This is a genomic window from Massilimicrobiota sp. An105, assembly GCF_002161155.1.
GTDB classification, from domain to species: Bacteria; Bacillota_I; Bacilli_A; order Erysipelotrichales; family Coprobacillaceae; genus Allocoprobacillus; species Allocoprobacillus merdigallinarum.
This window is the reverse complement of the sequence record NZ_NFLY01000008.1, coordinates 1-20,685: the sequence shown is the minus strand read 5'-3', so window position 1 is coordinate 20,685 and position 20,685 is coordinate 1. Positions and strand designations below refer to the sequence as shown.

Annotated in this window: 24 protein-coding genes and 1 rRNA gene; 5 read left to right on the top strand and 20 right to left on the bottom strand. The window is 30.3% G+C overall.

The genetic code is table 11. The features are described from left to right. Nucleotides 1–301: 301 nt before the first annotated feature. The 5 genes from B5E48_RS13570 to B5E48_RS03330 all read right to left on the bottom strand — a co-directional run bounded on the left by B5E48_RS13570 (nt 302) and on the right by B5E48_RS03330 (nt 2,286). The gene (locus B5E48_RS13570) at nt 302–991 is read right to left on the bottom strand and encodes a DUF3784 domain-containing protein (RefSeq protein WP_158097254.1); all 690 of its coding nucleotides are present in this window, start codon (nt 989–991) and stop codon (nt 302–304) included. Between the two features lie 93 nt (nt 992–1,084). Then, complete coding sequence (locus tag B5E48_RS03345) at nt 1,085–1,309, bottom strand: hypothetical protein (protein ID WP_087304092.1); 225 nt, start codon at nt 1,307–1,309, stop codon at nt 1,085–1,087. Beyond that, complete coding sequence (locus B5E48_RS03340) at nt 1,306–1,527, bottom strand: DUF3887 domain-containing protein (RefSeq protein ID WP_087304091.1); 222 nt, start codon at nt 1,525–1,527, stop codon at nt 1,306–1,308. Before B5E48_RS03340 ends, B5E48_RS03345 begins: the two co-directional genes overlap by 4 nt. Continuing rightward, entirely contained in the window at nt 1,524–1,946 is a 423-nt protein-coding gene (locus tag B5E48_RS03335) for a DUF1700 domain-containing protein (RefSeq protein WP_158097253.1), read from the bottom strand. Before B5E48_RS03335 ends, B5E48_RS03340 begins: the two co-directional genes overlap by 4 nt. Further along, on the bottom strand, nt 1,939–2,286 hold the full coding sequence (locus B5E48_RS03330; protein ID WP_087245637.1) for a PadR family transcriptional regulator: 348 nt from the start codon (nt 2,284–2,286) through the stop codon (nt 1,939–1,941). Before B5E48_RS03330 ends, B5E48_RS03335 begins: the two co-directional genes overlap by 8 nt. A 121-nt stretch (nt 2,287–2,407) precedes the next feature. On the opposite strand from B5E48_RS03330, the gene B5E48_RS03325 reads away from it, so the two are divergent. Beyond that, complete coding sequence (locus tag B5E48_RS03325) at nt 2,408–3,046, top strand: DUF2371 domain-containing protein (RefSeq protein ID WP_087304089.1); 639 nt, start codon at nt 2,408–2,410, stop codon at nt 3,044–3,046. Between the two features lie 28 nt (nt 3,047–3,074). Here B5E48_RS03325 and B5E48_RS03320 read toward each other — a convergent pair whose 3' ends face one another. The 11 genes from B5E48_RS03320 to B5E48_RS14065 all read right to left on the bottom strand — a co-directional run bounded on the left by B5E48_RS03320 (nt 3,075) and on the right by B5E48_RS14065 (nt 12,825). Continuing rightward, the gene (locus B5E48_RS03320; RefSeq protein WP_241146909.1) at nt 3,075–4,157 is read right to left on the bottom strand and encodes a metallophosphoesterase; all 1,083 of its coding nucleotides are present in this window, start codon (nt 4,155–4,157) and stop codon (nt 3,075–3,077) included. Nucleotides 4,158–4,207: 50 nt separating this feature from the next. After that, nucleotides 4,208–5,656: a methyltransferase domain-containing protein gene (locus B5E48_RS03315; protein ID WP_087245631.1), complete on the bottom strand. Its 1,449-nt coding sequence runs from the start codon at nt 5,654–5,656 to the stop codon at nt 4,208–4,210. Between the two features lie 43 nt (nt 5,657–5,699). Then, a complete protein-coding gene (locus B5E48_RS03310; RefSeq protein WP_241146908.1) occupies nt 5,700–6,560 on the bottom strand; it encodes a hypothetical protein in 861 nt (286 codons plus the stop codon). Between the two features lie 14 nt (nt 6,561–6,574). After that, complete coding sequence (locus B5E48_RS03305; protein WP_087304086.1) at nt 6,575–7,228, bottom strand: sporulation protein YunB; 654 nt, start codon at nt 7,226–7,228, stop codon at nt 6,575–6,577. Between the two features lie 51 nt (nt 7,229–7,279). Next, nucleotides 7,280–7,816, bottom strand: a complete 537-nt coding sequence (locus B5E48_RS03300; RefSeq protein ID WP_087304085.1) for a 5-formyltetrahydrofolate cyclo-ligase — start codon at nt 7,814–7,816, stop codon at nt 7,280–7,282. Beyond that, nucleotides 7,809–9,215 (bottom strand): Fe-S cluster assembly protein SufB, encoded by a 1,407-nt coding sequence (sufB, locus tag B5E48_RS03295; RefSeq protein WP_087304084.1) that lies wholly within the window; start codon nt 9,213–9,215, stop codon nt 7,809–7,811. The genes B5E48_RS03300 and sufB overlap by 8 nt, the downstream gene beginning before the upstream one ends. A gap of 3 nt (nt 9,216–9,218) precedes the next feature. After that, nucleotides 9,219–9,656 (bottom strand): Fe-S cluster assembly sulfur transfer protein SufU, encoded by a 438-nt coding sequence (gene sufU, locus B5E48_RS03290; protein ID WP_087245621.1) that lies wholly within the window; start codon nt 9,654–9,656, stop codon nt 9,219–9,221. Beyond that, nucleotides 9,640–10,869 carry an aminotransferase class V-fold PLP-dependent enzyme gene (locus tag B5E48_RS03285; RefSeq protein ID WP_087304083.1) on the bottom strand — a complete coding sequence of 410 codons (1,230 nt, stop codon included), beginning with the start codon at nt 10,867–10,869 and terminating at the stop codon, nt 9,640–9,642. The genes sufU and B5E48_RS03285 overlap by 17 nt, the downstream gene beginning before the upstream one ends. A gap of 1 nt (nt 10,870) precedes the next feature. Next, entirely contained in the window at nt 10,871–11,797 is a 927-nt protein-coding gene (locus tag B5E48_RS03280; RefSeq protein ID WP_087304082.1) for a SufB/SufD family protein, read from the bottom strand. Between the two features lie 4 nt (nt 11,798–11,801). Beyond that, on the bottom strand, nt 11,802–12,605 hold the full coding sequence (gene sufC, locus B5E48_RS03275) for a Fe-S cluster assembly ATPase SufC (protein WP_087297058.1): 804 nt from the start codon (nt 12,603–12,605) through the stop codon (nt 11,802–11,804). Between the two features lie 142 nt (nt 12,606–12,747). Next, entirely contained in the window at nt 12,748–12,825 is a 78-nt protein-coding gene (locus tag B5E48_RS14065) for a YjcZ family sporulation protein (protein ID WP_081652836.1), read from the bottom strand. Between the two features lie 224 nt (nt 12,826–13,049). On the opposite strand from B5E48_RS14065, the gene B5E48_RS03265 reads away from it, so the two are divergent. From B5E48_RS03265 to B5E48_RS03250, 4 genes are all read left to right on the top strand, one after another. Then, nucleotides 13,050–14,027 carry a peptidylprolyl isomerase gene (locus B5E48_RS03265; protein WP_087304081.1) on the top strand — a complete coding sequence of 326 codons (978 nt, stop codon included), beginning with the start codon at nt 13,050–13,052 and terminating at the stop codon, nt 14,025–14,027. Next, nucleotides 14,027–14,884 (top strand): hypothetical protein, encoded by an 858-nt coding sequence (locus B5E48_RS03260; protein ID WP_087304080.1) that lies wholly within the window; start codon nt 14,027–14,029, stop codon nt 14,882–14,884. The genes B5E48_RS03265 and B5E48_RS03260 overlap by 1 nt, the downstream gene beginning before the upstream one ends. A gap of 53 nt (nt 14,885–14,937) precedes the next feature. Further along, nucleotides 14,938–15,342 carry an HIT family protein gene (locus tag B5E48_RS03255; protein WP_087245607.1) on the top strand — a complete coding sequence of 135 codons (405 nt, stop codon included), beginning with the start codon at nt 14,938–14,940 and terminating at the stop codon, nt 15,340–15,342. A 73-nt stretch (nt 15,343–15,415) separates the two neighbouring features. Beyond that, nucleotides 15,416–16,447 (top strand): glycosyltransferase family 4 protein, encoded by a 1,032-nt coding sequence (locus B5E48_RS03250; protein ID WP_087245605.1) that lies wholly within the window; start codon nt 15,416–15,418, stop codon nt 16,445–16,447. Nucleotides 16,448–16,471: 24 nt separating this feature from the next. Here the strand turns inward: B5E48_RS03250 and B5E48_RS03245 are convergent, their stop codons facing one another. The 4 genes from B5E48_RS03245 to rrf form a co-directional block, all read right to left on the bottom strand. Further along, nucleotides 16,472–17,419, bottom strand: coding sequence for a 3'-5' exoribonuclease YhaM family protein (locus tag B5E48_RS03245; RefSeq protein ID WP_087245603.1), 948 nt, complete (start codon nt 17,417–17,419; stop codon nt 16,472–16,474). Further along, nucleotides 17,412–19,397 (bottom strand): glycosyltransferase, encoded by a 1,986-nt coding sequence (locus tag B5E48_RS03240; protein WP_087297054.1) that lies wholly within the window; start codon nt 19,395–19,397, stop codon nt 17,412–17,414. Before B5E48_RS03240 ends, B5E48_RS03245 begins: the two co-directional genes overlap by 8 nt. A 4-nt stretch (nt 19,398–19,401) precedes the next feature. Then, nucleotides 19,402–20,424 (bottom strand): lysylphosphatidylglycerol synthase transmembrane domain-containing protein, encoded by a 1,023-nt coding sequence (locus tag B5E48_RS03235; protein ID WP_087297120.1) that lies wholly within the window; start codon nt 20,422–20,424, stop codon nt 19,402–19,404. Nucleotides 20,425–20,595: 171 nt separating this feature from the next. Next, nucleotides 20,596–20,685: ribosomal RNA gene (gene rrf / locus B5E48_RS03230) — 5S ribosomal RNA — on the bottom strand; the annotation flags it as partial.

Here is a 20,685-nt window from a genome sequence, read left to right as displayed (position 1 = left end):
TACTCTTCTTTTGTGCAATATGCACAAAAATCAATCATCATATTTAGATTCTCAGACCCTTTTCTTTTACATAAAAAATCATATAATAAAAGTGTAAAAAATGATCTATTATCAAAGGAGGGTCTTTTCATGAATGTTTCTTATAATTATTTCTTATTAGCTCACAATTATGAAATTTGTCCTTCTTGGATAAAATGTGAGCATTACTTCAACTGTGCTAGTTTTTCAAAATTATTCCCTTTTTCAAAATTTCATCTATTTAACTAGCCAAAAAAAGCAACGTGAGATAACGTTGCTTTTTTTATGAACTTAGTTGATTATAAATATTTTGAGTCTGTTTTTCATTTTCTCCACTCACAACAAAAATTTCATTTTCTGTATAAATAATAACATAGTGTGAGCTATGCGTGTATGCATAAAGATGATAATTCCCAAATTCATCATTATAATATCTACCCGCTTCAACAACTGCATTATTGATACCATTTTTCTTACGACCAATATCAAAATCATCACAATATTCTACTTTTAAAATATCATCATAATCAATTTTTGATGATGATACAAAAGTTCCTGATAATTGAACACAGTCATCATTATATTCTATATCAATATCACCTATAAACATAACACCCATAATAAAAGCTCCCAAAATAACAGTAATCAATACCCCTATTCCTATAGACATTTTCGTTTTCTTTTGATTACGCTCTACACTGTCATACTCACTGCCAATAAAAATAATCGCCATTCCAACAATAAAAGTTCCTATCATTATATATAGTCCTATATCTTCTAGCATAAACAAAGAAAACAAGCCACAAGTCATAACAAGAAAACCTAATCCTACAATACGACATAATTTCTTTTCATTATACTTTGCTTTTTCTTTTTCACTAGCAGTGTTATAACCAGCAATCAAAAACGATTCTTTTCCCATTAATAATAAGATGGATATTATTAAAAATATGATAGATATCACAAGTCCCATTCTATCGCCTCCTAAAAGATACCATGATTATACTTCAATTGAGCATAAAGCATGATCCCAACACCCGCTATTATGCCAATAACCATGAATATTTCACCCAACACAAAAACGTAATAAACGAGCTAAAAGATTCATCAAACAACCCAAACCACACATCAACATACCTACTCCCATTGTCTTTGAATATGACATCAGATTCTCTTGTTCTATTTTTCTTTTATGATAACTATGAACCAACGAAACATTTCCTTTAAAATGTGCATACGCAAAAACAAAGCATGTGATTGATATTAACAGATAACTTATATTCTTCATCATTTCATATATAACCCCATTAATTCATAATTTTCATTAAAAGTTATTGTATATGTTACACTACGCTGTTCATATAATGCAACAACTTCTCCCACAACACAAATATCATTGTTTTGTTTAATTTCTGTATATCTCTGACTTGTTATACGTTGATAATCTCCCAAATCTCCTAACGATAAAATTGATTCCTTGAGAAGACTTTCTGACATAGATTCTTTCATTTTTCATCACAATTTTCAAGTATAGCTTGTATATCAAGATGTGATACATCTAAAATTGTTTCTTCCATATGCTGTTCAACTGTTTTTTGATCAAATAATCCAGATGTTTCTAATGTCTGATACTCAGGAATAAGAGAACGTACCAATAAATAGACACCTAAAATCAATACAGCAACAACACCCATAATAATGCCAATTATTTTTTTATAAGAACGACGTGTTTTCACACCCATGTTTTCATTAAATTCATGAGCCAATTCTTTTGGTGTCCCCATTCTTTGAATGATTTCTTCAAATGATTCACCATTTTTTAATGCCATTTCAATGTCATTTTCTAAATCCAATTTAATTTTTTTCTTTTGTTGTTGAGAACAATTTAATAATCTGATAACTTTTTTTATATATTTTTCTTTATTCATATTCATTCTCCTCTAATATCTCATTAACAACCATTGAAAAATTCTTCCATAATTGTTTCAATGCTTTGAGCTGTTCTTTCCCTTTATCTGTCAAGCAATAATATTTACGTGATAATTCTTTGTTTTGTGGTGGCGTCCATTGACTCTCAACCAATTCATCATCCTCTAAACGATATAAAATAGGATAGAGTGTTCCTTCTTTCATTTCAAACATACCATGACTTTTTTCTTTCATATACATAATCATCTGATAGCCATACATCCTTTCTTGTGAAAGAAGCTGTAAAACCAAAATTTCTAAAATTCCTTTTTTTAATTGTCTTTCATATCTTTCATTCATTCAATCAGCTCTTTTCTATTTAGTATTACTAAATATATTTTAATACATAATTATCTATCCTACAATATAAAGTTAATATAAAAGTCATAGAAAATGTTCATACTATACACAGGTGATAAAAATGGTAAAAAAATTTACATTTGATGATGAAGATGATGACTTTGCATACGATAATGATTTAAAAGAGCAAAACAATGATTATCATGATGATCTTAATAGTGATCTTCATAATGATTTTGATGAACATCTTCATGACACTTCTCATGAAGATCCAAAAGAAACTGAATATATCAACTCTCATTCAACACAAAATAAAACAGCTTCTAAAAAACAAAAACCAAGAGCCAAAGTTAAGAAAAAAACAAAAAAGAAAACTAAACATCATACAAAAGTCATAAAAGAAAAAAAGAAACATTCGTTTCTTTCAAAATTCTTTTTATTTCTATTTATTATCGTTATTATAATAGCCTTATGTCTTGCTGGTTATGTTGGCTATCAATATTATATGAAACAACAAAATGAAATCGAACAATTACAACAACAGATTCAAGAACAATCTTCACAAAATCAACAACCTTCACAAGACCAACAATCTCAACAAGATATTCAAAATCAAGATCAGGAAGAGAATTCCCAAGAAGACAATCAGGTTCCAGAAGATACCACACCATCTCAAGATCCTGTACAAGAAGAAACTGATGACACCACTCAAGATATACCTAATGAAGATCATTCATCAACACAAAATACAGCACCATAAAAACCAGTTATCCAAGGATAGCTGGTTTTTATGATTGACTTTGAATATTTATAATCAGATACTCTGATTGAGAGCCTGTACGCAACGGATATCCCCATCCTGCAATACCTGAAGATACAACAACTTGCATGTGTGATAATTGACGATAGCCATAATTCATTTCACCAAATCCAAGCCATTCACTCAAGATGCCAACAGGAAACATTTGTCCACCATGTGTATGACCTGAAACTTGTAAATCAATTTGTAATTGATTGTTTGTATCTAGTTCCACAGGCTGATGATCCATCAACAACAAAAAATCATCCGAGGAAACATTCTGTAATAAGTCTGAAGTTGAAACACGCTGATGACTACGATCATCTCGTCCAATCAATGTGATTTCATCCTGAATACGGATACTATTGTCACATAAAATATGGATATTATTTTGTTCAATGGTCTGTTTTAATATTTCAGGCGTAAAAGCAGGTTGACTTGCATATAATGCCTGATCATGATTTCCATAAACATAATAAATACCGTATTGATTTTGAATGGTTGATAAAGCCTGGAAAGTTTGCTGCATTTGCTGCAAAGTTGTTCGTTCATCAACAATATCTCCACCTAATAAGACAAAATCAGGATTTTCTTTTGAAATGTCATTACAATATTGTATCAATTCATTTTTATTCATAGTATTAGGAAAATGCAAATCACTTATAAATGCAACCTTATAATTTTGTGAAAGCTGTTTTTGTGTTTCAATCGTATATTGAACAGCATGAACATCTTTCATATTTATATATCCATATCCTAATAATATGCATACACATAACAGCGGAATGAGTCCTAAACGATAAATAGAATCAAGTATATGATTATTTTTCTTTTTATGTATCAACCACATGATCATATCAGTTAATAATGAAAAAGCAAATAAATGCAAAACAATAACTGCCCAAAAGCTAAAAAAGTTACGTGCTGGATAAACAAAAAGAACAGCTATCAAAAAACAAATGATAGATATAAAAATATTCTTTTGTGGATAAAAAAAGGAAATGATTCTTTGAAAATAAAAAGCAAAATAAATAACGACAGGAATCAAAAGCAATGAAAGTAAAGCAAACATGAACGACACACCTCCAAACTAGAAAAATGGAAAATAACCTACATTGTAGGTTATTTTAACTGCATAATAAAGAAATAAAACATATTTTTTCCTCGAGGAATTTCATAATGTTCGACAAGCGTTAAATATCCCTCTTGAAGTCTTAAATTCTTTCTAACTAAGGAAATTTCACTTGTGTAAAGAAAAACATATCCTTTAGGTTTAACTAAACGATGAATACGCTCAAAGAAGCGATCATAAAGTTCCTGCAGTTGCTGATAATCATTCATTTGTGGTAATGTTGGCATATCTGTAATGATCTCGTCAAACATTTCATTATTCACAAAACGTAATGCATCCTTATGCACAAAATAGATATTCTGTCCAGCAGCTTTGCTGTTCTTTCTGGCAGCCTCAATACCTTTACCAAAAACATCAATTCCCATCGCAAACTTTGCAGGAACGACATAATTTCTTTCTATCAATAATGTCCCACATCCAACAAATGGATCTAAAACTTTTCCATGGTCTTTCATATATGGTTTTGCAAGTTGAACAAGTGTTGCAGCAATATAAGGCTGCATAGAATTAGAAATGATTTCTCGACGATATTCAAAACGAGAACTTTTCAAATGTGTCAAACGCAAATAAGCATTAACCTTATCTTTTTTCATTTCTTTTAAAACAATTTCAATATCATAACCATCTGTTGTATTCAACAAGCGTTGTGGATATAGTTCAAATATAGCTTGTGAAACTTTTTTAATAAGAGTTGGATGTTTTTCTCTTGTTTCATCAGCCACTCTAAAATAAAAAATAGACTGATCATCATAAAGTTTATCTAAAATATCTTCCAAATGACATCGTTGAAAACCAGCCATAATGCTTTCTAAATCAATATTTAATCCAGTAGCACCAGACAAAGGAATCAACATATCACGATATGTTCTAATATTCAATAAATCATATAATGAATCACTACGAACCAATACACCTTGTGTAACAGGTTTGTATTTTAAATGCAACACAGATTCAAATAAGACAAACTGATAGTATGGCAATGATGTTAATACCACATCAACAGGTTCATGTTTTAATTTAATAATTTTACGTTTATGTACCTGATTTTTTAAAATCAGGGGATTTAATATCTTTAATTGGGCTTGAATATGTTTTGTCATTTCAGAAGCATGAATGAGCTTATTTTGAATCTCTTTAAGTCTGTTCATATAGCTACGACAATTATGACAAGATATACCTGCTAAATAAGCTTCTTTGACATATTCTGTTTTTTCTTTATCATAAGCATCTAATAATATATCAACCGTATCATCATACTTTCCTAATAATATGGCGCTATTTTTTCGAATCTTAGGATCTTCATGAGATAAGAATTCAATTAATGTCTGCTTGAATTGCTGATCTTTTTGAAGCAAAGAATCACATTGTTCTAATGATTTCAAACGAATCAATGACTCTCTTATATGTTCATTCTTTTTTATACTATTTATCAAATCCATACATACAACCCTCTCAATTAACTGTGCAATATTATACCATATTTTAACGATTTATCCAACTTATTTTAGGTAGAGTCACATAAAAAGATAAAATATGAAAAATTTGATAGTACATTTCTCGCTCCTGTTTCATCTGTTGATAAAAAAATGATGTCATTTTTTCATCAAGGTTTCCACAAAGCAGACAGTGAAAAAAGTGAGATGGATATAACATTCTGGCATAAAAATAAATAATTTCATAAACATCAAAATAATGCGATTCTAACAGTTGCTGGAGCTGTGAAAACGTCAACATCTGACTTTTCATTAAACAGGCAAGATGTCGCATACGGGTTGAAAAAATATATGAACATGGATTGATCAGTTCATAAATATATTGAAAACCTGGTTGTGATAATGATAAAGATACTGGCAAAGTCGCCTGATTATCAATCTGTAATAAATAATTAAGAATATTAATACTATTCTCAGCTAATCCACAATAATAATAGATTAATGATAAAATATCCTGGTCATGTTTAAAACTATAAGCATAATCTTTTGCCTTTTCTCTGGCCTGGTCTATTTTACAAATCCATTGTTCTTTAATGTGTTGAACCTTCATTTTAGGAAATGGATAAACCATCATCGTTTGTTGAATATATCGTTCTATTGATAATGGTTCTTTATGATAAAGCAACAACACATAGTTTTGAGTCAAAAGTTCCTGATAAATATTTTTAACTATATCATAACCTTGTACACCACACTGATGCATTAAATAGCGATAATAATGATATCGATTTAAAAATTCATGAGGATCTGGAATATAGGATAAATAATAAAGTTGTTTCTCTATATAAAAGTAGCCCGTTGAATGATGATGACAATCCATATGATAATACATCTTTAAAAAATCTTGCATAAACATTCTTCTTTCTATGATGAATAAACCAAAGGAACTTGTCCTTGAAAAATCTCTAATAAAATGGGAATAGAAATAACTTGTGTATGATATTGTTCAAAGAACGGATAAACCATCGCAATATTCATTCTAATTTCAATGGATAATTCTATCATGACATGATTCACACCATAATTTTCAATGTTTTTAACTATTGAACTTCCTACACTGGAAAGATGTTTATAATTGACAGGTATGCTAGGCAGTAAGAAAAAAGATGGTAAATGAAATAATGTATTCAATGATATAGAAGCTATAATTCCAGTCTGACTCACTTCTTCCACCCTTTTTTGATATGAACTTTCATCCTTTGCCTGATAACTTCCATCTTCAATTTGAGCATATGTTTTTTCAATATCTAAAACGATTTGTGATGCTAACTGATTAACTTTAATCATATCAAAATCTATCAATTCAATTTCATTATTTTCATTTCTTTCAATAATAACCAAATCATCATATTGTTTTTGATCAGTCATATAACAATGCGAAATAACAAGTTGATTGAAACGTTCAATTTCCATCTTTCCATAATCTTTTAATAAAGGAATAAGCTGAATATAAATGATTCCTAAAATCACTGTTAAAAAGATACATATACAAGTGGCAATGATTATCCATTTTTTCATCATATTTCACCAAAATATTATATGTTTCTAAAAACAAAAAATGTCATATGACTATGACACTTCATGAATAATTTCATTTAATGGCTGATCAAATTCATCATAATCAATATGATCAACATATTGAAAAGAATAAGCCAAACCTATCTTATAACCTTGAAAATCTTTTTGAAAATAACGATCATAATAACCTTTTCCATATCCAACACGATAGTTATCCTGATCGTAAGCAAGTAATGGAACAAGCATGCAATCAATCTCTTGTGGGCATATTTTAACACAATTAAATGGTTCTAAGACATGAAAACATCCTTCCTGTAAATCATTGAAAGAATGGATTTCATAAAATTCCATTTCATTTCCAATAACTTTAGGAACACAAATTCGTTTTTCAGTCAAAAGTTTTTCAATCATGTTAAAGGTATCAACTTCACCTGGTAAAGATACATAACAACCAATGATTTTGGCTTCTTGAATGCGAAGATGGGATAATACTTTTGACAAGATATTTTGATTATATAAAGAAAACGTCTTTGGCGATAAAGCCTGACGTTTTTCTTTCATGATAGAACGCAACTTTTGTTTATCCAATGCTGTTTTCTCCCATATCTAATTTAATGAGCTGATTTAACTCTACAGCATATTCCATTGGTAATTCTCTAGAGAATGGTTCAATAAATCCCATGACAATCATTTCTGTAGCCTGCTCTTTTGTCAATCCACGACTCATTAAATAGAAAAGCTGATCTTCTGAAACTTTTGATACTGTTGCTTCATGTTCAATAATGGATTCGTTATTCATCATCATATTTGTTGGAACAGTATCACTCGTTGATTTGTCATCTAAAATTAAAGTATCACATTCAACCTTACTTTTAGCATTTGTCGCATTCTTTTGATGTCTCACTAATCCACGATAATTAACTTTTCCACCATTGCGTGAAATTGATTTAGAAATAATCTGACTTGATGTATTTGGTGCCAAATGAATCATTTTAGCACCTGAATCTAAAATCTGATGACTATCAGCCACAGCAATTGTAATACATGTTCCTTTAGCCCCTTCACCAGCGAGTATACAAGTTGGATATTTCATAGTCACAGCTGAACCAATATTTCCATCAACCCATTCCATTGAGCCATTTTTAGCGACTTTAGCTCGTTGTGTGACTAAATTATAAATATTTTTAGACCAGTTTTGAATCGTTGTATAACGACATTTTGCTCCTTCTAAAACAACAATCTCAACAACTCCTGCGTGTAAGGAATCTTTAGAATAAGATGGTGCTGTACATCCTTCTACATAATGGATATCTGAACCTTTATCTACTATAATCAAAGTTCTTTCAAACTGAGCCATTCTTTCACTATTAATTCTAAAATATGACTGTAAAGGCTTATCAAGTTTAACTCCTGGTGGAACATATATAAATGAACCTCCAGACCATACAGCTCCATTCAAAGCAGAAAACTTGTTATCATTATGAGGAATGACAGTATCAAAATATTTCTTAAAGATTTCAGGATATTCTCTTAATCCACTATCAATATCTAAGAAAATAACACCTTTTTCTTTAACTTCTTCTAACATATTATGATAAACAACTTCTGATTCATATTGTGCTGAAGCCCCAGCTAGAAACTTTTGTTCAGCTTCTGGAATTCCTAATTTATTAAATGTATTTTTGATTGTTTCTGGAACCTCATCCCACTTATCTGATAAATGATCACTTGGTCGATTATAATATGTATATTCATCAAAATTCATCTGACTCAAGTCAACACCCCATGTTGGCATTGGTTTTTCCAAGAAACATTTTAAAGATTTTAAACGATATTCTAACATCCACTCTGGTTCATTTTTTATAGCAGAAATTTCTCTGACAATATCTTCATTTAAACCTTTAGGTGTTTTAAAAACAGAAACATCTTCATCTTTAAAATCATAATCAGTATTCGTTGTAGGAATATCAATATCTATTGTTGCCATGATTTATTCCTCACTTTCTTTCATTAATGCAATAAGACCACTCCATCCAAGTGTAGCACATTTAATACGATTTGCCTGTTTATGTGTATTTTGAAAAGCAATAGCCTCTTCCAAAATATCAGGATCATAATCCTTTTCATAAATCATATTCATATAATTATCAATAATTTTTTGTGCTTCATCTTTGGTTTTTCCTTTAACCAATTCACTCATAATAGAAGTCGAAGACGTACAGATGGCACATGCTTCTCCATCATAACGAACATCTTCAATCTTATCACCATCAAACTTCACCTGAATATCTAAATTATCAATACAGGTTTCTGAATTCATATTAATTTTATGATAAGAATCATCATCAACAAGGCCACGATTACGTGGGTGTTCATAATGATCCATAATAATTTCTCTCAATAATTGAGGATCATTTAAAGAATGCATCTAAAAAGTCATCTCCTTTTTTACATACTTCAATAAAAGCATCTATCTCTTCTTTAGTATTATAAAAATAAAATGAAGCGCGTAAAGTTGTTGAAACTTTTAAAAATTCATCTAAGATTTTAGCACAATGCTGTCCAGCCCTTATAGCAATTCCATAACTGTTAAATAAACTGGCTGCATCTTGTGAAAAGACACCCTTAATATTAAAAGCTATAGCGCCCTGTGAATCTAGATTATAAATATCAACATTATCTAATTGTTGCATTTTTTCAATGCAATATTTTCTCAGTTCCAATTCATAACGATGAATATTATCCATGCCAATACCCATCAAATATTGAATAGCTGCGCCTAAACCAATAGCCCCTTCAATATGAGGTGTTCCTGCTTCAAAACGATATGGAGGATTTTTTAATGTCACAACACCACAACTATTATAACGTGAATTTGATCCTCCACCTAATCGTGTTGGTTGCATATTTTTTAAAAGCTCATATTTACCATATAGCACCCCAATACCTGTGGGTCCACACATTTTATGTCCTGAAAATGCTAAAAAATCAATATCCGTTTTTTGTACATCTGTCACCTGATGGGGAACACTTTGAGCTCCATCCACGACTACAACAATACCGCGTTCATGGGCAAAATCACATATTTCCTGCATCGGTGCCTGATGTCCCAATACATTTGTGACTTGAGCTACTGCAATGACTTTCGTTTTATCAGTCACAGCCTTTTTCACATTTTCTAAAGTTAATCGTCCTGTTTCATCTAAATCAATATAATGCACAACAGCACCCGTTATACGAGCTACATCAAACCATGGTAAAGTATTAGAAGCATGTTCAGCAACTGTGATTAAAATTTCATCTTCTTGTTGAAGATGAGTCAATCCATAACCATATGCAACCATATTCAATGAATCTGTGGAACCTGAAGTAAAAACAATTTCTTCTTTTCTTTTTGCATTGATAAATTGTTGAACAATTTCTCGACTTTTTTCATAGTGCTCATCTACCTCGTGAGATAGATCATAATCACCACGATGGGCGTTACCAGAATAATTTGTTAAATAATCGCAGACACTATCAATGACAATCTGTGGTTTTAATGTTGTTGCACCATTGTCTAGATAAATCAATGGATGTCCTTGCATCGTTTTTCCATTTAACATAGGAAAATCTTTTCTTACCTGATATACATCAAACATCTCAGGCACCTACCTTTGATAAAGACTGTTCAAAATGTTTTTTAATCATGTCATTATCAATAACCTCTACAACAGGCATTAAATAACCATAAGTAATCAATTGCATGGCCTGTTTTTTTGTTAAACCTCTGCTTTGTAAGTAATAAAGATGTTCTTCATCCATTTTTCCTACTGCTGCTGCATGAGAAGCCTGAACATCATAATCATCAATATACAAATAAGGATTTGCACATGCATAGCAAGATTCATCAAACATCATAATTTTATTTGTCTGATGTGCAGAAGACCCATGTTGTCCTTTGGTAATCGTTCCAATACCATCAATAACCAATCGTCCTTTATCTTTCACAACACCATAATTATCCATCTGACCATAAGTCATAGGTTGATTATGTTGAATTAAAATTTCATAATGCTTATTTTCCTGATTCTTAGAAAGAATTGCCGTTCTGACTTTTGCATTGGCTTCTGGTCCATCTAAATAAAAATGATAGCGACCTTCAAATGCATCATCTGACAGTTCTGAATAACCATACTGACAGTTAGCATATGCCTGTAAATAAACATCTTCCAGACTCTTGGCAGACTCTGATAAATTTTCACTGAAAGCATGAACAGTAGCTCCTTCATCCAGTTTCATCGTTTTATGTAACGTACAATTTGGTGAAAGAACTCTGATTTCAATCAGATTCACCTGACAATAAGCTTGAAAATGGATATCAATATGTAAATCTTCATCTCCTGCATAAATCATATAAAAAGTGAGTGGCTTTTTATTTTGAAACATTAAAACACCATTTTGAAACAATACATCTTGAGGCAAGCGGGTTTCAATAGATGATTGTGATGAAAGAATCATATAGTAAGATAGCTGATCTTGCTGAAGATCAATAATGGGCTTAATCTTTGATAATAATTGTGCTTGCATTCTTTTATTGTCCTTTTTTACCACAAGCTTCTAATATAATAGGTTGTCTTTCGTTTTGTTCGATATCATAACCTAATTCTTTTACCCATTCATATCCTTCTTGATCAATCTTTTCAACCAATTCATATCCACCACTCATAACGATTTGTCCTTGAACAAGAACGTGAACATGTGTTGGTTTTACCAATTCAAACATTCTTTCATAATGAGAAACCATAATACATCCAAACTCATCACTACGCATTGAATTGATAGCTCCAGCAACGACTCTTAAAGCATCAACATCTAAACCAGAATCTATTTCATCTAACAATGCAAAACGTGGCTGTAAAAGCTTCATTTGCAAAATTTCATTACGTTTCTTTTCTCCACCTGAAAATCCTTCATTTAAATAACGATGAGCTAAGTTTTCATCCATTCCTAATTCTTCAATGTTTTTATCTAACGTTCTAATAAATTTAAATAAAGATATTGGTTCATCTCTTTTAGCATTTATAGCTGCTCTTAAAAAATCAGAATTTGTTATACCAGGGATTTCCTGAGGATACTGCATTCCTAAAAACAATCCAGCTCTAGCACGTTCATCAACACTCATAGCTAAAACATCCTGTCCATCAAGTGTGATTTTTCCTTGTGTTACCGTATATTTAGGATGCCCCATAATAGTAGAAAGTAAAGTTGACTTTCCATTTCCATTTGGCCCCATAATCGCATGAACTTCACCAGTGTTTATTTCTAGATTTAATCCTTTCAGGATTTCTTTTTCTCCTACTTCAACATGTAAATTTTCTATTTTTAAAGTCGACATAAAATCGCCCCTTTCGAAGATATATTTTACGTAAAATGCCTGTTCAGTCAAGCAATACGATAATTAAATTTATTATATCCCATTTTTGAAAAAAACTTTCTAAAAAAAGACAGCAGATTGATTTTGCTGTCTTATCACTGCGTTAGCAGATTCCACAAATAATAACCAATAAAATAAATAAAACTAAAATGAGTGTAAAAGACCCTTGATGTGCTAACATATCCATTCCCCCTTTATATTGATTAAAAATAAGATGATTAATAAAATAAATAAAGCTATCATAATCTCACTATGAAAACAATTCGAATTTTCTACCATCATGATTCCTCCTATACACACTATATATTATGGTAAAATCATCGTAAATTTTGTGTTCTTGCCTACAAAAGTTGAAAAAATCTAAAGATTGTGTATAATAATATTGTTTATACTAAGGAGGTTCTTATGAAACAAAAAAAGCTTATAAGTTTGGCACTTGCAAGCATTCTATTACTCAGTGGTTGTAGTTCAAAAACAGTCCAGAAAGATGGTAAAGATGTTGTTGCTTCAATTGATGATGTCAGTCTTCTAGCTGATGATTTATATCAGGATTTAGCTTCATCTACTCAAGGTAAGCAAGCTTTATTTTCGTATGTATTAGACCAGCTTATTCGTAATAATTTTCCAGCCAACGATGACATGGAAGAAAATGCTGATGAAATTGTTGAAAACATTGAAACAAACTATCAAAATCAATATGGAGATAGCGCTGAAGAAGAATTACAAAGCGCTTTAGAAGCATCAGGTGTAGAAGATTTAGATGAATATAGAGATTCTTTGATTCAATCTTTACAATATGCAGAATTCTTGAAAGATTATATTAATGATCATTTTGATGAAGTCTTTGAAGATTATTATCAACAAGCTTCTCCTCGTATGGTTCATATCATTAAAGTATCTATGAGCGATCCTGAAAATCCAACTAATGAAGAAAATGATAAATTAAAGGAAGTTCAGTCTTTATTAAAAACAAATAAAAGTTTTGAAGATATCGCCTATGATTATTCTGATGATGAAAATACAAAAAGTGCAAAAGGAAGTCTTGGTATTATTGATGCAAATACGGATTTATCAAGTACCTATGGTGAAGAAGTGCAGACTGCTGCCAGAACACTAAAAGAAGGAGGAGTCAGTGAAGCTATTCAGGGATCAGATGGAGTTTATTTTGTAAAATGTACAAGTACTGATCAAGAATCAATTAAAAAAGAATTAAAAACTGTTGATGTTGATTCACCATTATTAACTTATGATGATTATATGGTTTATCTTGCTTTTAACACATATGAAATCAATTACCATGATGATACAATTAAACAGACTATTCAAGATATTGTTGATGAGAATTTAGATATTCGCAATGATTTAAGAAAGGAGAACTCATAATGAAAAAACTAATCATGTTGTTATTATGCGGTAGTTTATTGTATGGTTGTTCTTCTTCAAGTTATAATGTTCAAGTTTCTGATGCTCAAGATTCACTTATGAGTGGAAGTCAATTAGATATTACAAAACAAGATTATTTTGAATATTTATTAGATAATTATGGTGCTCAAGAAATTGTCACAACTATTCTTGATAATATTGCTGATAAAGAAATTACTGATCAAGAAGAAATTGATAAACTCGTACAACAAAGAGAAGATGAATATGCAGAATATGCTGATGGAGATTTAGAAAAATATGCTCAGAATCTTGGTTATGAATCAAAAGAAGATTATTTAAATGAATCTTTGATTCCTGAAGTTAAACAAGAATTATTACGTCAAAAATATATTGAAGAACATTTAGATGATTTAATTGCAGAATATCAGGTTTGCAGCATGAAAAAAATTGTTGTAGAAAAAGAATCTGAAGCGCTAGAAATCATTGAAAAATCAACTGATGAAAAAGCTTTTGATCAATTATTAGAAGATTATGGCAGTGATGGTGAAGATGCAGGCGTTGTCACAAAAAATTCTTCTTTAGACGATAATTTAAAAGATAAATTATCTGATCTTAATAAAGTAGAAAAAGATGGTGTTTACAGTCAAGCTATTAAATTAAGTGATGATAATTATGCTGTTGTTTATCTATATGATACTGCTCATAAAAATACGGATGGCATCGTTTCAGCACTTGCTAGTGATGGAGAGGTCCAAGAAAAAGCTGAAGGAGCTTATTTAAAGAAATATCATTTTGAAGTTCACGATGATTTATTAAAAACAGAAATTAAAGAGATTTCTGATAATTATTTGGAATAAGGCTTTTCCTTATTCCTTTTTTATTGTAAAATGAAATACAGGAGGTATGAAAAATGGATAACTGTATTTTTTGTAAGATTGCCAATCATGAAATTCCTGGTAAAATTATCTATGAGGATGATATTTGTATGGCTTTCCTTGATTTAAGCCAAACAACTGATGGACATACACTTGTTATTCCTAAAAATCATTATGCTCACATTTTAGAAGTTGACAGCCAAACTTTAGCACATATGATGGAAGTTGTTCAAAAGGTCGCATTACAGCTTCAAAATCAGCTTCATGCAAAAGGTTTTAATATAATAACAAATATGAATGAAGTTGCAGGTCAAACTGTACATCATTTTCATATTCATATTATTCCTCGTTACAATCGCGATGATGGTTTTCAAGCTCACTATCAAGATCGCAGCCAAGATGTGAATTTAGATGATATTTATCAAAAAATAACAAAATAAGAGAAACAAGAGTTTGATAACTCTTGTTTTGTGTTTTTATATTGAGTAGAAAATTATCAAAAAGGAGAAGATTATGCATAAAATAAGAATTAATATGTTATCGAATGCTGATAAGGTTCGTGGTCAAGGTGTGGGGAGTGCTTATCTTGAACAAGTTGCTTTAGTTAAAAACGAGTTAAGTGATTATTTTGATGTTGTGATTAATGATTCCAAACCTGCCGATATTATCCATTGTCATACAATTTTACCTCAGTATCTCATGAAAATGAAAAGAAACAAAGGTATTAATGTTGCTTATGTTCATTTCTTACCAGATACATTAGATGGAAGTATCCAATTACCTCATTCAGCTTTAACAGTATTCAAAAAATACATTACTCATTTTTATAATACTGCTGATTATCTGATTGTTGTTAATCCTATCTTTATAAAGGATTTGGTACGTTTTGGAATTGATGAACATAAAATTAAATATATTCCTAATTTTGTATCTAAAGAAACTTTCTATAAACAGGAAAAAGAACATATTCAACAAACGAGATCTCAATATCATATTGATGAAAATGCTTTTGTTGTATTAGGAGTTGGACAAGTTCAAACACGAAAAGGTGTCAAAGATTTTATTGAAGTTGCTAAAAAATTACCTGATATAACTTTCGTTTGGGCCGGTGGATTTTCTTTTGGAAAAATTACTGATGGTTATGAAGAACTCAAGGAAATATATGAAAACCCACCTCATAATGTTCATTTTATCGGTATCGTTCCTCGTGAATCAATGAATGACATCTATAATATGGCTGATATACTATTTATGCCCTCATATAACGAACTTTTTCCAATGTCTATCCTAGAAGCCATTAATAGTCAAAAACCGCTTCTATTAAGAGATTTGGAGCTTTATCAAGATATTTTATTTCAAAAATATCTTGTTGCTGATGACAACGAAGGATTTATCAAAAATATTTTAAAACTGAAAAATGATCCTCAGTTCTATTCTCAATATCAAAACTATTCATATGAAATCAGTCAATATTATTCTAAAGAACATGTTAAAGAAATGTGGAAAGAATTTTATCTCGATATTGCTAAAAAAAAGAATTTATAAGTGATTAAACTTATAAATTCTTTTTTATTCATACATTTTTGGTTTATAAATCGTTCTATTCTCTAATGAAAAAATACGTTTTGAAGTTTCTCCAGATTCCAATGTATCTAAAGCTTTATTAAACATATTCATTCTGGCATCCATATTATCAATCATATGCAACATTTCTGCTTCTCTAATTTGTGGAAGTACTGGTGAACCATACTCATTTTTTCCATGATGAGATAAGATCATATGTTGTAATAATGTGACTTCTTCACCTTCAATATGAAGCTCCTGCGCCGCAGCATAAACCATGGATTGCGCAATAGAGATATGTCCTAACATCTGTCCTTCAAAGGTATAGCTTGGAACAACTGGTCCACTTAATTCAACTGTTTTTCCAATGTCATGAAGCAAAATACCAGAATATAACAAATCAGCATTTAATTCAGGATAAACATTCATTAAAGCATCAGCTACTCTTAACATAGACAATGTGTGAAAAGCTAAACCAGATACAAATTCGTGATGATTTTTACTGGCAGCAGGATAAACTTTAAGTTTTTCAAAATTATTTTCAAAAAGATGTTTCGTTAAAACATATAATTTTGTATTAGAAATACGCTGAATATATTGTTTTAATTCTTTCATCATCATTTCACTATCCATTGGTGCCTTAACCAAAAACTGAATTTGTTGTGAACGTTGATATGAAACATCATCAATAGATATAAGCTTCATTTGACGATCATCGCTATATTTAATAATATCACCTTTTGCTCTTACAACAGCTCCTGTTTTTAAAGATTCAATATGTTCCTGACTGGCATTCCATAACTTGGCATCAATTGTCCCAGTATCATCTTGAAAAACAATACTCAAGTAATTACTTTTATGAGCACCATTTGTTTTTCCTAAAGTGACATGTGAAATCATTGCTGTAAATTCCACATTATCGTCACCACATTTCATATCTTTAATTTTAATCATTTGTGTCCTCCCATAATTGTTGAATAATTTCCATAACATCATCATATTCATAGCCTTTTTGAACTAAAAAAGTAATAATTTTACTTTTAAGAATATGAGATTGATATCTATTTTTATAACGATTATATACACGATAATATTCTTTTGTCAGTAAATTCATAGTATGTTCTTTAGGTATTGAAAAATCAAAATTTTCAATGGCTCTTTCTACGACATCTTGTGAAAAACCTTTATTAAACAATTTATTTCTAATATTTTGTATTAATGCGTATTGTGGTCTTGTGGTATTTTCATTATAAAGTTTTTGTACTAACTCCACAGCTTTATCATATTCCAAATCTTGGGAATATTCTTCCAAATACTCATCAATGATAAATGGTGAAACACCTTCTTTTTTGAGATGATAAATAATTTTGTTCATTCCCATTCCCAATCGTTTTGCCTTTTGAAAATAGTTTCTAGTGTATTCAGCATCATCAATAAGATTTTTTTGCATCAATAAATCCATTGTCATCTCTACTTGAATATCATCAAAATCTCCTTTATCCATAAGTTTCTTTTGCATTTTCGCATAAGTATAATCTTTATATGTTAAATACTTTAATGCCAATTTATAAGCTTTAGAAACTTGTTCCTGATCTTTTAAAGCATCTAGTTCTTCTCTATCTACAACTTGTCCAACAGATAAACCATAACGTTCAATAACCTGTCCAGATAGACTCAATAGAATTTGATGATGATCAAATTGAAAAGCAACAGTGTATAGATGATTATTTTCAGGAGTAATAGAAACAACTTTATAGCAATAATGATGTTTTGCTAATGCCTGTTCATATGTACGTAGAATATGCTGATAAAAATTCTCACTACTATATTTTTGTGCATCGTTTCTCGCACAAGTAGAAAGTTGTGTTAAATCAGAATGATACATATGAATAATTTTCTCAACTAAATCTTGTTGGTCTTTAAAGAAATAACCATTATGACCATCGACAATAACACCATCCAGATTTTTGTCATATCTTGCTAAAACAGGTAACCCACTAGCCATAGCCTCAATAAAAGTCAGCCCCTGTGTTTCCGTTACTGATGCCGAAACAAATAATTGTGCTGCATGATAAAACGAAGGGACATACTCACTCTCTTTTGGTCCTGTAAAGAATATATGACTTTCTAATCCTTTTTGATGAACCAAAGTTTTTAATTCTTCAAGTTGTGGCCCACCGCCAACAATCATAAGACATATCTTATCTTCTTTTTTCACAATATCAGACATTGCATCTATTAGAATTTCAATACTTTTCTCAGGAGCAATTCTACCTAAAAAAATAACAACAAACTTATCCTGTAAATGATATTCCTGCAAAATCTGATCCACTAAACCTTGATTTTTATTTTCTAATGCAAATGCCTCTAGTTCCAAACCAGTTGGAATCACATGAATAGAATTAGAAATACCATATTTTCTCAATGCATCAGCTGTCTTTTGTGAAGGTACAATAAGCTCAGAACAGCTATTTCCATATATCTTAGAAATTTTTTCAATAATTTTTTTAGCCGCCTGATCCACAGCTTTTAAATTCCCAGGCGTAATATAATGAGAATAATCAGCCCACATTGTATGATAAGTATAACAAACTGGAATGTTTAAAATTTCACCAGCTATCTTTCCAAAAATACCTATCCCAAATTCTGTCTGAATATGAATAATATCAGGCTGGAATTCTTTCAATTCTTTCATACCTTTAAAAGAATAGATATTGGATGCACGATAACCATATAATTTTTTTAAATCAATACCAGGCAAACGTAATACTCCATCATCCTCATCAATATAATCACTATTATGAGGTAATATAGTTGTCACAACTAAAACATGATGCCCATGTTTTTTTAATTCTTTTTTTAGAATATGTGTAGATGTCGCTACACCATTAATATCGGGTAAATAAGTATCACTAAATAAAGCTATATTCATAAAATTACTCCAATCTCGTTCGATTTATTTCTTTATCAAGAGAAAAAACTAATGCTCCTATAATAAGTCCCATATAATATGACATAAAGCGCCATAAGAACATAGAAGAAGACACACCTACTGGTCCTAAAAAACTAAACAGTAAAAGATAAACACCTTCACTACCACCACTTGATCCAGGAATAGGTAAAAATGCATTAATTAAATATATGCATGAACAAAGTCCAATAAAATCAAAAAAATCATAAAATGATACATCTAAATTTAATGCCTTTGCACTAAAAAAAGGCATACTGTAAATAATAGTTAACTTAATAACATTACAAATACAAGAACGTATTAAAACTGGTTTATTACGTTGTAAAAGTCCTAATTGATTACGAAAATCAGATAAATATGTTTTAACTTTAAAACATGTCGATTCATAATCTTTAATAATACGAATTTTAGTTAAAAATTTAAGAATAGTATGTGTTAGAAAATTCTGTAAAGTTTTAGATTTAGCACCACCAAACAAAGCCGCAATCACAACAAAATTAATTAAGAATCCTAGCACAACCAAACTAAATATAGCAGGACGTTCTATAAAATACTGATATTTAAATATTAACACAATACCCGTATAAATAACAAGTACACTCTGATAACAAATAAAACACATCAATAAAATACTTGCAGAATACGTAGGGGCAATCCCTTGTTTATTAAAAATATACACTTGAGCAAATTGTCCACCACTTGCAAATGGTGTTATTCCATTAAAAAAAGTTCCACTAATAGCATTTATAAAAGATTGTTTATAAGTATAATCCTTTTTATAAAATCTACCAAAATATAACAATGAAAAAGCATCGAAAATATAATATAAAAACATGACAATAGCCATTGCTATAATCCAAGAAATCTTAGCATGTGCAAAAGCATCAACAACTTGTTTCCATTGATTTCCTATAGATAGATAAATAACTGTTCCACCAATCAGAAGAATAACAGCAATATTTAAAAGATATTTTTTCTTTCCTTTCATCATAGGCACTCATAATAATTGTAAACAATTATTAAATCCTCCCTTCTTAATCAATCTAAAACAATATTATATCAAAGAATAAAGGATATCTTTCCTATAATCATTTTACTACAAAAGGAAAGATAAGTGAATAAAAAAAGGGAGGGAATAGAATGACTATTCCCTCACATGGACTGGCAGCGTGCTATTTTCGCAGTTGCCTACTATCTTCGCCGCTGTGATGCTTAACTTCTGTGTTCGGCATGGGTACAGGTGTTTCCA